Source organism: Pseudomonas sp. FH1 (genome assembly GCF_000510895.2).
GTDB classification, from domain to species: Bacteria; Pseudomonadota; Gammaproteobacteria; order Pseudomonadales; family Pseudomonadaceae; genus Aquipseudomonas; species Aquipseudomonas azotoformans_A.
In genome coordinates, this window is sequence record NZ_AOHM01000113.1 from 98,434 (window position 1) to 111,594 (window position 13,161).

Genomic DNA, 13,161 nt, shown 5'->3' on the forward strand with positions numbered 1-13,161 from the left:
CGCTGCAGCGCGTTCAGATTGAACGCGCTTGTCTGATTCATGCTGGACCGACTGAGCTCACCCCGAGGTGATTGAACCCGCCTGCTCTTGATACCCTTTGCGCAGTTTCTCCGTGATCAGCTTTTCCGCTTCACGCAAAGCACGTTCAGGGCTGTCGAGGGACTTGATCAGGGTCTGACCCTTGGTGCCGATACGGCCAAAATGCACCGTCACCTCGGCCTCTGCGACACCAATACGCCAGAACTTGTTTGAGTTGCCTTCACCGAAGGTGAACTCGCGCATCAAGGGTGTCGCTTCAGCGGTGACAGGTGACTCAGCCTCGATCTCGACGCTTTCCTCTACCTGTTCCGGTTCTGGCAGCGCAGGGGCTTCCTCACCTCGCAGGAGCGATTCGATGCGATTGAGTACGTCCTCCGGATCGCGCAGCCAGTCATGGCTAAGCACGTCGATGATCTTCCAGCCGAAACTGCGCAGCACCGTCGGGCGGAAGATGTAGCGCTCACGCACGTCCGTGGCCGCTGCGGTGTCGCCGTCCAGCAGCACGCCGAGGCTGAAGTGTTCGCCGCTGGCGTCACTGATCGCCAGGTCACAGCGGAACTGCGAACGCCCGACATATTCCTGGACCGAATGCCCGCGTTTGCGCAACGCGGCGGCGAGGGCGCTGCGCAGGTGGTCCTTGGGCAGGCTGACGGCAAAGGATTGCTTGGCGCCTGGGTTGAGGTTGGCGAGGATGCCTTGGGAGCGCGGCGCATCCCCAGTGGCACTGGCCTGGGCAAACTGCAGGAACGCACGCAATGCAGCGGCACCATCGTTGTGGGTGTTGGTGATGGCCTCGGACTCAATGCTGGAGACGATCGCCATGCGCTTGCGGGCGCGACTGAAGATCACATTCAGGCGTTTTTCCCCGCCACGCTGGTTGATCGGGCCGAAGTTCATCAACATCTTGCCGTTCGGCCCTGGCGCGTAGCAGATGCTCAGGATGATCACATCACGCTCGTCCCCCTGGACGTTTTCCAGGTTCTTGACGAACAGGCCATTGAATTGCCCGGCATCTTCACGCACATACTCGCGCTCAAGCCGTGTGGCAAAGGCCGAGTCGCTGCTGGCCAAGTCTTCCAACGCCTGCTCGATGGCGCCTTGCTGGGCCTCGGAAAACGCCACGATGCCCAGGCTCAGGCCGGTCTCGCGTTGCAGCAGTTCACGCACCAGGTTGGCGATATAGCGTGCTTCGGCCAGGTTGCTGCGGCTGAGATAGACACCGTCGCTCATCTTCAAGAAGCTGATCGGGCTTTCCAACAGCGTGTCGGCACCTTGGATCACGGCCTCGGTATCCGTGGAGTCCAGTGCGGCGTGGGCCGGGGCAGGGCGCTCGATACGACGGTCGGGAATGGTGATCAACCGCCCTTCATAGAACGCTGCGTTGGAGAAACTGATCAAGGCTTCGTGGCGGCTGCGGTAGTGCCACGCCAGCAGGGTCGCCGGCAGGTTACGCGCGGCTTGGCTGAGCAGGCTGTCGGCATCCAGGTTGATAGCGATCTGTTCGCCGTCCTCCATGGCAATCAGTTCGTTATCGTCCTGGTCGCCGGCACTGGAGAAGAAGTTGGTCGGTGGCAACTGCATCTCGTCACCCACCACAATCACCTGCTGCGCACGGCTCAGGGCCGGCACGGCTTCTTCGCTGGGTATCTGGCTGGCTTCGTCGAAAATCACCACGTCAAACAGGTCCGGCGTCAATGGCAGGGTGTCGGACACCGACAGCGGGCTCATCAACCAGATGGGCTTGAGGTCGTTGATCACCCGGCCACTGTCACCACTGGCCATTTCACGAATGGAGCGATAGCGCATGGTCTTGCCCAGCTCATGCTCCAGTTCACGGCGACCCTTGGCGTAGGCTTTCTTGAACTCGCGCGCCTGGGCGTCCAGTTGCGTCACCGACATCGCCGATTGCTTCACATGCTCCAGAAAACGCTGGTGCAGCGTCGCGCTGAGCACATGAGCGTTGCTCTTGAGCAGGTTGCTTTCTGCCTGGCTGACCTGGCGCGCGGCCAAACTCAAGGCCGGGCCATCGAAGCGGGCCAGCTGTGGGTTGGCGCGGTACAGGCGGGTCAGGTTTTCCTGGGCAATCAAGCCGTCCAGTGCACGTTGCGCCAAGGCGTACTGTTGCACGACCGCGAGGCAGACAGGATTGGCCTGGTGCAGCTCATTGAGCAGGGGCAGGGTATCGGGCAGTTCGTCGAGTTCTTCACGCAGATCGCGCAGGTATTCCGCCAACTCGCCCAGGCTTGGCGCGAGGTCGAACACACAATGTTGCGCGACCAGCTCGGCCAGGCGCGCCAACGGCTGACGCAGGCTGGCTTCCTGGCGCACGCCGGGGAGGGCGTCCGGGTTACCCCGCAGGCTCTCGACCCACTGGCGCAACAGCGGTGATGCGCTGAGCTGCTGGAGCAGGGCTTGCAGGTTGTGCACGAACAGGTCGATGTCCGGGATGCCATAACGGCTTTGCAAGCGTTGCTGCTCGGCGTGTAACTCGGCCGTGGCGCGGTGCTCACCCGCCAGGTTGTCGAGCACACTGCGCAAACTCGGGCGAATCGCGTGCTGGCTGAAGTCGTAGCGTCGTTGCAATTCACCGCGCAGCCGCCACCAGGAGGGTTGCAGCCAACGCAGCGGCGAGCTTTCCAACCGCTGTACCAGCTCAAGGGCCGCCTGGGTGTCTTGCGGCGCCAGTTTTTCACGCCAGTGGTGGGTGGATTCGCGGGCGTTGTGTTGCTGTACAGCCAGTGCCTGCAACGCCGCCTGTTCCGCATGCAGCGCTTGAGAGCCTGATGAGCCAGGCTCCAGCAGATCGAGGTGCGCGGCCAGGTTGGCGCTGGTCAGTTGCTCGGCGGCCTGGGTCAGTACGCACGCATCTGCCAGGCGAGTATTCCCGGACAGTAGGCTCGACGATGACTCCAGAAACAGTTCGACACTGTCCATCAACCCACTGGCTTCATCCAGGAATGCCTTGAGTTGACCATACGCATGTTCATGGGTAATCAGGCTTGAGGCCAAGCGGCTGAAAGGATGCCGTGCAAAGCTGTCGAGGCCGAAACGTTCTTTGATCGCCTGATACACGCGGCCGGTCAGCTCGCTTTGGGCCTGCCAATGACGCCATTCGGGCAGACGCTCCAAGGCTTCGGGTGGTAGCTTGGCAACCACGGGCGGCAGCTCGATCAGATGACGCACCAGCTCGCGTACCGAGCATGCCAAGGACTCCGGCACGCCCGTCATGGCCTGTTCAAAACGCTCGATCAAGCCCAGCTGTTGGCTCAGGCCGGCCAGTAAGGTGTCGCGCCGCGCTTGCAACTGCGGCGACTGGGCATCGCCGGCGATCCAACGCTCATAGCACTCGCGCAGGTTACCCACGAAGGCTTTCTTATCGGTCTGGGAGTCATGGATCAGGCAGCACAAGTCGCCCAGTTCACTTTGTTGCAGGCGATGGAATACCACGTCCAGTGCCGCACGTTTCTCGCAGACAAACAGCACTCGCAGGCCGCGGCCGGCATAGTCCGCGATCAGGTTGGTGATGGTCTGGGATTTACCCGTGCCCGGCGGCCCCTGAATAATGAAGTTGCGTCCGGTGCGGGCCAGGCTGACGGCAGCATTTTGTGTCGCGTCGCCGGCCACCACGTTCCACTGTTCCGGGAGTGGGATAGGGTCGGGGGTCTGGACCTCGACATCGCGAGGCTCGATGGAGAACATCCGGTCAAACGCTTCGTTCTGCGCCGGCTCGTCGATCAACTGCGCATAGTCACGCACCAGCGACATCTTGCGATAGTTGAAGTTGGCCAGGGTCACCTGGGTCAGGTCGATGTCCCAGGCGTAGCGATGCCCCTGGTTCTCGGGCAGGGCGAAGGTGCTGTTTTCGGCGCTACTCGCAACCATCTGAGGATGTTGATTGCGCAGCACAGGTTTGGCGCCTACGGCCAGGCGCAGCGGCAATTCGCTGGGCAGGACCTTCTGTTGGAACCATTGCAGGCCCAGCGGACGGAAATCTTCGCGGTCGTAGCTGAAGTCCGGTTTCACCAAAGGCATCGCCGAGCGCTGGCGGGCACGACGGCGCTGGAAGTGGTGCAGATGCTGCACGGCCTTTTGGTGGATCAATTCGATTTGCGGTTTGCTTTGCAGGCGTAGCTCGACGCCGGGTTCGGTCAGTTTGATCTGGCGTGCAATATCGGCGTGGATGTCTTCCAGCGAAGTCTTTTGCAGGTCGACGGTTTCCGGCAACTGGATATCGTAGAGCTGACGCAGTTGATGGCGCAGTACCGGGTTGAATTCGGCCTCGGTTTCGTCGCACTGCAACACGAACTGGTCACGCACGCCTTTTTTGCGACTCAACTCCACTGGAAGCCACAGCAGCGGGGTGACGATGCGTTCTTCCGGCGTGTCCTTGAGGTTGTGCCAGCGCATGAAGGCCACCACCAGGCGCAGGTTGCTGAAGCCAAACTCGGCACGGTCGCGGCGGGTTTCCTGGATGATGCGCTCCAGCGACGCCTGCAACCAGGTCTGGTCTTCAAAGCGCAGCCACTGTTGCAGGCCAACGGGCTTGCCGCTCAGCACTTGTTCGGAGAACCCGCCGAAGGTCGGCTGCCAGGTGCACAGCGCTTCAGGCCGGATGCTTTCAATGCGCATCACCAACGGCACGCTGGCCACGGTCAGATTGACATTGGCCTGGGTCGGCCGGAAATACAGCAAGCGATTGCGCCGCGATAGGTCAAACAAGCGGTTGCGCAGATGTTCCAGCACCACCGTACGCCGCGACGCCGGGCCTTCGGCCTGGGCCAGCACACGCTCGACATCCAGGCTGGCCGGCTGTTCGCGCCAGGACTCGAGGCGCCGCGCCAGCGAGCCCACATCCGTGGCACGTTCGTGGCGGTTGAGCTCCGTCATCTCGACGATCAGGTTGGCCAGCACCGGGTTGAGCCGGCCATTGAGCTGGAACAGATTGCGACGGTGCCGGGCAAACGTCTTGAGGTCATTGATATCGGTAAAATCCAACCCGCACGCCAGGCACGCCAGCAACTGGCCGAGCTGGAATATGTCGGTGATCTCATCGTGGTGCCCGAGGCGATGCTCCCAACTGTGCAGGTCCGGAAGGAACACCGGGTGGTCGATGGCCTGATGCAGGTCCTCCTGGACCTGCAGGTCCTCCTGGACCTGCAGGTCGGTAATGGCCACGCCGCTTTCCGAATCCCGGGTCAGGCGGACTTTGCCGACGACGTTCAGCGCCGATTCCGGATTGGGCTGCACCTGCTTGATCGCTTCCAGCGCCAGCCGCGGCGGCACGCCTTCAGGATTACGCAGTTGCAGCGTGCGTTCCGGCCCTTGCAGCACATCGAGATAACCGAGCTGGGCGACACGTCCCAGCTCGTGCAGCTGTGCCACCTGACGCAGCAGTGGCAGCGCCAAGAACAACACATCGTCGATGGGCACGGCGGCGCCATCGTGACTCTGCAGCAATTGAGTGAACGTGACGGGTTGAATTACTGGGTCCATGTGTCGACCTCCGCTTTGAGCGCGCGAACGAGCGGGTCGAGCTCACGTTTGGGTAGTTTGATATCGCGCTTGAGCACGCTGATAAAGTCATCGGCGCTGCCGAGTTTCTTCGCGGTGCGCGCGGCGTGCAGCAGAGCCTCATCCCGCAAGTCGCGGTCCACCAGGCTCAGGTCGAGCATGATGAAGTGCAGGTATTCATGGATGCTGGTGTCGATGCGATCGGCATTCAACGTCGTCAGGTCGAGCGGCGTTTCGTTGTCTTTCCAGTCCGGGAAAAAACCGCGTACCTGATTGAGCACAACCTCGGATTGCAACAGCGGGGAGCCGATGAAATGGGCCATAAAGCCGCGGGTGAGGGCGGTCAACTCGACCTGGTCGGTCACATCCAGGCGATTGAGCGACAAGGGCCCGCGCAACCGGCGATCCAGCCAGTTATCCGTCTGCGGGAGTTGCTGCCACCAGCTGTCCACCGCCTGGGAGCGCAAAAACGTCTCCGGATGGGAGACGCCCTGGGACAGCTGGGCATCCTTACCATCCAGCTCGCGGGCCTGCTTCAAGTAACTGGCCGCATCGACGCTGACAATGCCGGTGTGAATCTTGACCAGCGAGGTAATCGACGCCTCTGACCCATTGGCCACCAGTGCCGCGCCGCGGTCGGCATAGATTTCAGTGTGCAGGCTATATAGACGTGCAGTCTGTTCCAGGCTGGGCGGCGTATTCACGTCGGCCATAGCGTGATTGAGAATCCGCTCGGCGGTGAGAAAGTCACCACCGTGCTCCGACCACAGCCGGTAATGAGCCAGCTCATGCCCGAGCAATGCCAGCAATTCCTGGGCGTCGAGACGCTCAAGAATCGGCCCATAAAACACCACATGCACTTCATCGGCCAGGTAATACAGGCTCGCGTTCATCGCGCCGTCGCCAGCTTGGTAAAGGGTGGCGGGTGCCTTGATCTGCAAACACTGCAATGCGGTTTCACAGGCCTGATAAGCCTGCGGATGGGTCTCGGGGCTCAAGCGATAAGTGTCACGCAGCAATTGCGCACGTACATCCTGGGCGTGTTCCTGCTGAACGCCCAAGGACGAGGCCCATTCCCACACGGCAGGTTCATGGGCTTTCAGGTAGTCGACCACACGCTGGTGGTAAGGCAATGGCGTCAGGCTGCTGATATCCAGCGCAGGGGTACTCATCGTGTTCAAACGTCCTTGAGAGGATACGGCTCCATACACTGCGTGGGCAGCAGAGAACTGGGCTGGCATCCCGGTATCAGTGATCGGCAATAAACGCGGAGCATACCTAGGGGTGGGGGAAATTACTTGTGAAAGTGCATGAGTTAAACGTGTGGCGGGTACTGGGCATGTGTGATGCCCGATCAAAAAAAAGAATATCATTTATCTCTAATAATCAATCACATACCTTGATTAACTTTTAAAAAATAGACTGACGCGGCAGAAAAGCTAGCAATAGTCTATTTTTTGAACGTGACGTCGTATCGTGTTCGGCAGCCAATTTCGATCGTTGATAGAGACTGATGTAAGTCGCCGCTCGGCAGACTTCGCCTAGATTAGCGTTGTGGAGAGTACATCCATGGCAAATCAGCTAACCCCTGGGGAACTCATTGTCGCCAAGGGAAAAGTTGCGAAAGTCAAACAGGTATTTAGTGACAAAACGATAAGGGTAACAATTGTCGACTCTGGTGAAGTAATACTGGTGTCGGCGCGCGACATTCAGCGAATCCCTAGTGTTACGGCAATTAATGGTAGTGATCATGGGGAGGGTTTGAATGTCAATGATTACACCGTTGATCAACTTTCATTGGCAGCTGAGCGTTTTGAAATTATCAGAAAGTGGAAGGTTGAGGGAGGGGTAGTCACTAAGTACTGTTCTTTACTGGGTGTATCAAAGAGTTACTTCTATCGTTTGGCTAAAATTTTTGACGCTGACGTAGGCCCACTATCTTTAATTGCGCAGACACGGGGTGTCAAGAAAGGCGTTACGAGACTGGATGAGTCGGTTGAGGTCATAATTTTCAAGGCTGCTAAAAAATTCAAGTCGAAAGGAGCCAGCTACAGCAAAGTGTGGAGCGAGGTGGATGTTGCATGTAAGGAGCAAGGTTTTTCATGCCCTTCCAAAGATACGGTATTGAGGCGTGTACGCTTAATCCTCTCAGAAAAAACAAGAATGAGAATTAAAGAAGGTCCTGATGCCGCGACGCAAGAATTTTCAGCTCGCCCGGGTAAAAAAAATCTTGAAAGGCCGCTGCAATGGGTACAGATGGATCACACCCTCGTCGATATAATTCTGTTGGCTGATGATCGCATAAATATTATTGGACGCCCGTGGCTGACAATTGTAATTGATGTCTATACCAGGGTTATTCTTGGTTACTATCTTAGCCTTTACGTCCCGTCTACTGTTTCAGTGGCTTGCGCTCTTAGTCATTCTGTCCTTCCTAAAGTAAACTTTTCGGCAAGTGTTGGCTTGGATCCAGAAGACTACCCCTACTATGGAAAGCCTGAAGTCCTTCATATGGACAATGCCGCAGAGTTCACCAGCCCAAAATTTAAAGTAGGGTGTGAATCTTTTGGGATTTCCCCCGAATACCGACCTGTAGGAAGAAAACATTTTGGCGGTCATGTTGAACGGCTGATAGGCACGTTCATGACTACTAAGGTGCATTTCTTGCCGGGGACTACAATGTCAAATTCTGTTGCGCGCAGAGGACTTAACAGCGAAAGAAATGCAACCATGACCTTCTCTGATTTTTTTCGCTGGTTCTCTCGCGAAGTAGTTGTCTATCACTCAACAGTTCATAGCGCATTAAAGTGTAGCCCGCGACAAGCGTGGACAAACTATTTCGCGCCCAACGGAGGGCTTCCTTACCCCCCGGCAGGCTTGAATTCCGAGCAATTAAAGATTTGGTTCATGCCTCAAGAAGACCGAAAAATTAATCCTGGTGGCATTAATTTGCATGGCCAAGTTTATTGGGATCCTATATTGGGGTCTCATGTGGGGACTAGAAATGTCATAGTCAAATATGACCCGTACGATATGAATGTTGTATGGGTGAAATTGGATGGCCAATTTTGCCCAATACACCTGTCTGACGTAACCGTTGAGGCTCCTACCTATGAGGAATATCGTGCCGGCAAGCTCTATCGTCACCCAGTCCGCATCGGAGCCATAGATAGTGATGGCGGGTTAAAAGCCTACAGAGGGAAGCAAAAAATTGAAGAGGAAAGTAAAAAGTTAACGCAGAAGGAAAGACGCCGAGAGGCCGCTGAAAAAGTCTATACTGAGGCAAATCCAAATCCTAGAAGTAGTAGCTTTAACGCTGACAGGGAACATATCAAGCCAAATTATTCAGCCTCTCCAAAAAAATTTCGACCTGGGGATGAGTCATGAGTGATGAGCACGTCCGGTCGGACATCAGAAAATATTTGTCTTCTAATATTGATACGCGAATAGCCTTAATTCATCAAGAAATATGGGTGAACAATAACTCTAGTGCAGCTGTTTTTCGCATGATGAATAATATCGCGGATGTACCAGATCGTATGAGTGCGCCTGCTTTGCTTGTGGTTGGCCCAGGTGGCTCTGGAAAGACGGCTATAATATCTAAGATTCCAAACCATGTAAAAAGGAGTGCAGGGTTGATTTTTGTCTCCTTGGCTGCATCCCCAGAAATAGATACCAAAAAAAGCCTTAAAGATGAGATAGCTTTAGCGCTCGGAATACCAGTTGGCTCTGGCTCAAGTCGCCGAAGTAGCTCTGACCTGCCAAGCGAGATTAGAGAGGTTATTAGGCTGAGGCAAATTTGGGGGCTGGTGATCGACGAGTTTCATGATGCACTGCTACGCTCGAAGCAAGAGCAGCGTTTTAACATGTCTATTCTTAAAAAGCTGCTCGGCCCTGAATATGGATTGAAACTATTTTGCTTTGGCACTGCTAGTGCGCGCAACGCACTTAAATCCAATTATGAATTTAAGAGACGTTTTCACGAAGTTGCTCTTGATGACTGGATAGAGAGTGAGGAGTTCAGGTCATTCCTCTTGGAGGTAGAGGAGTCCCTACCGCTAAAACAGCCATCACATTTGTACTCTGAGGAGATGGTAGGCACTATTTTATCTATGTCGAATGGGCGCATGGACAAAACACTCGAATTGATAAGGGCGGCTGCCTGTTATGCCATAAAAATGGGGGGGGAGAAGGTGGATGTTGATATGCTGCGGCGAGCAAACAAGAATCCTTGGGGCTATTAGTAGTGAGTTTCTCTGGCTTGCCAACACCAAGTTCTGAAGAAACACTTTCATCTTGGTTGTTTCGATGCAGCATTAATCCAAACGCCGCTGGCTTCCCTCGATTATCATCAACAGAACGCCCAGCGTATTGGTGGGAGGGTGTGGAGATCAAATATTCGGACCCAGACTCAGAATTCTTATCCGCCAGCCAGCGATTAAGTTGTGTAGCCGGGGACATTACCCCTGAACTATTACGAAATTTTTTTTGCCTTCGAGGCGATAAATTAGTCGAATGGAGGTATCGCCGTTTTTTTTGCCCTGATTGCTTACGCGATGATGTGGCGAATGGTCGTTTGCCTATATGGCGGAAGGACTGGTGTTACATTTATTCTTGTGTCTGCGCTGCCCATGATCGAGAGTTGGTGAGACTAGTTGATACACCGCGTTACTCAAGGGCATGGGATGCGTTTGTCCAAAGCTGCAATTCGATATCAAACAATGCCTCCATAGAGGAAACTCTATTCTTTCGTTTTTGCTCAAGTACCTTCACAAAGATTGAGCATGCTCTGATCAGTAGAGACAATCAACAACCTACATTGCACGATTTATTTTATAGGCTATTCAATATTTTCCTTCAATGTCCCTTTCGTGGTAGTAGAGGCGGAATCGCTAGAATCCACTTGCAAACGAGGAAAGATGCACGAGCACCCGACGCAAGCTCTTTTGAGCAGAGTATATTATTGGGGGCGTCCACGGCCGATCCATCAAGTAGATTTGGTAGTTTGGTCTTAACCGCATCACTACTGGAGATTATCCCCTACTCAAGGTTTTTGATATTTACTAAACTGTGTGAGAAAAGAAGGGGCGGGATGCTGATCCCAAGAGACCTGCATAAGGCAGCGATTTTTCCATATATCAACAGGGCAGGCTATGAAACCTTGTACCGTTTTTTAGGGGGTTTCCCTAGGAAAGATTTTCCGTTGCTAGATCGCCATCTTCAACTTCAAGAACATTCGTATGTTCAAGATGGTGTCCTTGGCAAGCGTCTATTCGGATACTCACAATGAGCTATTAAATGCGCATGCCTATCGTTGCCGGCTGGCTGCAAGGAGAAAAACTCCACATGCTAGATGCACGCAGGGCTTTTAACATTTAATTTCCTGCTAGTTAATGTAAGGATTATGCCGAGATTAAGGAAAATCAGGACATAAGACCTGTATATTATTGATATAAAGCAGTTTATATATTTGCGCCTTGCCCCTCCTGCGTCATACCTGCGAGCGTCTATGCTGATCTTTTTGCATGCTTGGGTGCTAAGCGATGGCTGCTTTGGAGAGAACGGCATACCCACGACTCCGCAGCTATTCGTTTCCTCAGAAGAGCTTGGCTGGATTTCCAGAACAGCGCAATCCTGCTCTTTCGCTTGGGCTGACGGTTCAGTTCAAGGTATTTCAATGACACCGGCGAGAGCGAGGCGACGACCTTGTTTGATGCAGCCTTCAATTACCAGATTGCCAAGGACACGGATCTGGCGGTCAATGTCAGTAATCTTTTGGATGAGCAGCATGTCGTGGGCTCCGGAACTGCGGATTACTACAATCCGGGCCGAGAACTCACCGCCAAGCTGAGCTACAGCTGGTGAGCCTGTCAGTAATGGCTCCTGTTGTGGTGGTATCTCGTGTTCTGGCCGCGATCTTCGGCTGCTATGCATTCGTCTAGGGCGTGGCGGCGCTGAATGGGGTTGGGGTCGATTACCATGCCGCCGAGCAGGCGATGATGATGCTGGCCTTCGTCCTGTATCTCGCGCTGTTTCCGCAGCCAGTCTGTGGCGGGTCTCGATGGTACTGGCGCTCGGCAGCGTCTTGATGCTGGCTGTTGCCTGGCAGCTGCAGCGCATGATCATCGGATAGGAGCAGAGCCATGCTGAACAACTTTCGCCAATCCATGGCCTGGGTACACACCTGGTTCGGTTTGGTGCTGGGCTTCGTGCTGATGGTCGTCTTCTTTTTCGGTGCACTGTCGGTGTTCGACCGCGAGATCGATCGTTGGGCGATCCCCGATACGCGCTTCGAGCCGCAGCCTATGCCGTCCTACAACAACCTGCTGAAACAGGTATTTGCCGATCTCAAACCGCATCCGGTGGATATGGCGGCAACCAAAGGGCGGGTAATCGGCGACCTGCCGGCGCCGGAAACCATGCCCATGGTCTCGCTCTATGCCTACACCACCCACCGAGATCCCGTGCTGAGCATTGGTGGCGAGTTTGGTATCCCCAACCAGCCAAAGGACCCAGCGGATGATCAATCGTAAGATCTTCAAGGAGTTTTTCACCTTCCGTCCGCGCAAGCGGACCCAGCGCAGCGCGCTGGACCTGCATAACATGACTGGCGTGGTGGCGTTGCCGTTCCACTTCTTTTTTGCCTTCACCGGTTGGTGATCTTCGCGTCGATGTACTACTTCCCGGTCTCCGGGACCTTGCTCAAACCGCTGCATAATCGGCATGAGGTGATCGAGGCGGCGCATACCGGCTTGCCCCATGATGAGGCCGGTGTGCCCGCGAAGATGGCCTCCGCCAATGCCATGGTGGCCGAGGCCAAGCGCATCTGGGCTACGCGCGATATGCCGGGAGAGGTCGGGCTGCTGACTATCGAGCATCTAAATGACGCCAACGGCTACGTCAGCATCTACCGCGCCGGCAGTGATCGTGTGGCGCTGGTCGGGGAGGGCATTCACTTCAAGGCCAGTACCGGCGAGCTACTGCGCAACGACCCGCCGAGTGACCCGGTTGGTTCCGTCAATCAATTTCTCACCGGCTTGCACCTGCAGCACTTCGAACACTGGGCGCTGCGCTGGCTGTACGTGGCGGGCGGTCTGCTCGGCTGTGTGTGCATCGCCAGCGGTTTTGTGTTCTTCGTCGAGATACGCAAGCAGGAGCACGCCCGACTCGGGCTGCAGGGCTGTCGGTTGGTTGACGCCATGGCAGTCACCACGGTTACCGGCATGCTGCTGGCAGCGGTCGCCATGCTGGCGGCCAACCGGCTGCTGCCTGAGCCCATGCCTGGCCGTGGCGAATGGGAAAAGTGGGTGTTCTGGGGTGCCTGGCTGCTGAGTTTGCTGCATGCGCTGTTGCGTAGTGCACCAGTGGCCCAGGCGCGGCACAATCCGGCCTGGCGCTGCTCTGCGTCGCTGCGGTGCTGCTCAACTGGATCACCACGGGGGACCACCTGGTCAAAAGGATGCTGCTTGAACCCTACTGGGCCGTGGCCGGCGTCGATCTGAGCCTGTTGGCCTGCGCGCTGATAGCGCTACTCACCGCGCGTCGTCTGGCAAGGCCGGTTGAGGGGTCGCGGTAGGGACGGCAGTTACCTGCCGCCCCCCGCACAGATCC

6 protein-coding genes and 2 pseudogenes are annotated in these 13,161 nt (G+C 55.9%); 6 read left to right on the top strand and 2 right to left on the bottom strand.

Annotated features, from left to right (window positions below):
* Positions 1-57 precede the first annotated feature (57 nt).
* Complete coding sequence (locus H096_RS25955) at positions 58-5,532, bottom strand: WGR domain-containing protein (protein ID WP_016980298.1); 5,475 nt, start codon at positions 5,530-5,532, stop codon at positions 58-60.
* Positions 5,520-6,722 carry a M48 family metalloprotease gene (locus tag H096_RS25960; protein WP_016974323.1) on the bottom strand — a complete coding sequence of 401 codons (1,203 nt, stop codon included), beginning with the start codon at positions 6,720-6,722 and terminating at the stop codon, positions 5,520-5,522. The genes H096_RS25955 and H096_RS25960 overlap by 13 nt, the downstream gene beginning before the upstream one ends.
* A gap of 397 nt (positions 6,723-7,119) precedes the next feature.
* Here H096_RS25960 and H096_RS33635 point away from each other — a divergent pair, with 397 nt between their 5' ends.
* From H096_RS33635 to H096_RS34420, 6 genes and pseudogenes are all read left to right on the top strand, one after another.
* Positions 7,120-8,937 (top strand): Mu transposase C-terminal domain-containing protein, encoded by a 1,818-nt coding sequence (locus tag H096_RS33635; RefSeq protein WP_024075432.1) that lies wholly within the window; start codon positions 7,120-7,122, stop codon positions 8,935-8,937.
* Complete coding sequence (locus H096_RS25970; protein ID WP_024075431.1) at positions 8,934-9,794, top strand: TniB family NTP-binding protein; 861 nt, start codon at positions 8,934-8,936, stop codon at positions 9,792-9,794. Before H096_RS33635 ends, H096_RS25970 begins: the two co-directional genes overlap by 4 nt.
* A gap of 1,444 nt (positions 9,795-11,238) precedes the next feature.
* Positions 11,239-11,415: pseudogene (locus H096_RS33640) on the top strand (TonB-dependent receptor); the annotation flags it as partial.
* 302 nt (positions 11,416-11,717) lie between these two features.
* Positions 11,718-12,083, top strand: coding sequence for a PepSY-associated TM helix domain-containing protein (locus H096_RS34410; RefSeq protein ID WP_223194063.1), 366 nt, complete (start codon positions 11,718-11,720; stop codon positions 12,081-12,083).
* Positions 12,076-12,183 (top strand): annotated as a pseudogene (locus H096_RS34775) (PepSY-associated TM helix domain-containing protein); the annotation flags it as partial. The gene H096_RS34410 and the pseudogene H096_RS34775, both read left to right, overlap by 8 nt.
* A 38-nt stretch (positions 12,184-12,221) precedes the next feature.
* Positions 12,222-13,052, top strand: a complete 831-nt coding sequence (locus H096_RS34420; RefSeq protein ID WP_196448527.1) for a PepSY-associated TM helix domain-containing protein — start codon at positions 12,222-12,224, stop codon at positions 13,050-13,052.
* The last annotated feature ends 109 nt before the right edge of the window (positions 13,053-13,161 follow it).

What these genes read in the sequence shown, in the direction of transcription:
- H096_RS25960 (WP_016974323.1), bottom strand. Translation starts at nt 6,722, where the DNA reads ATGAGTACCCCTGCGCTGGATATCAGCAGCCTGACGCCATTGCCTTAC.
- H096_RS25955 (WP_016980298.1), bottom strand. Translation starts at nt 5,532, where the DNA reads ATGGACCCAGTAATTCAACCCGTCACGTTCACTCAATTGCTGCAGAGT.
- H096_RS33635 (WP_024075432.1), top strand. Translation starts at nt 7,120, where the DNA reads ATGGCAAATCAGCTAACCCCTGGGGAACTCATTGTCGCCAAGGGAAAA.
- H096_RS34420 (WP_196448527.1), top strand. Translation starts at nt 12,222, where the DNA reads ATGTACTACTTCCCGGTCTCCGGGACCTTGCTCAAACCGCTGCATAAT.
- H096_RS25970 (WP_024075431.1), top strand. Translation starts at nt 8,934, where the DNA reads ATGAGTGATGAGCACGTCCGGTCGGACATCAGAAAATATTTGTCTTCT.
- H096_RS34410 (WP_223194063.1), top strand. Translation starts at nt 11,718, where the DNA reads ATGGCCTGGGTACACACCTGGTTCGGTTTGGTGCTGGGCTTCGTGCTG.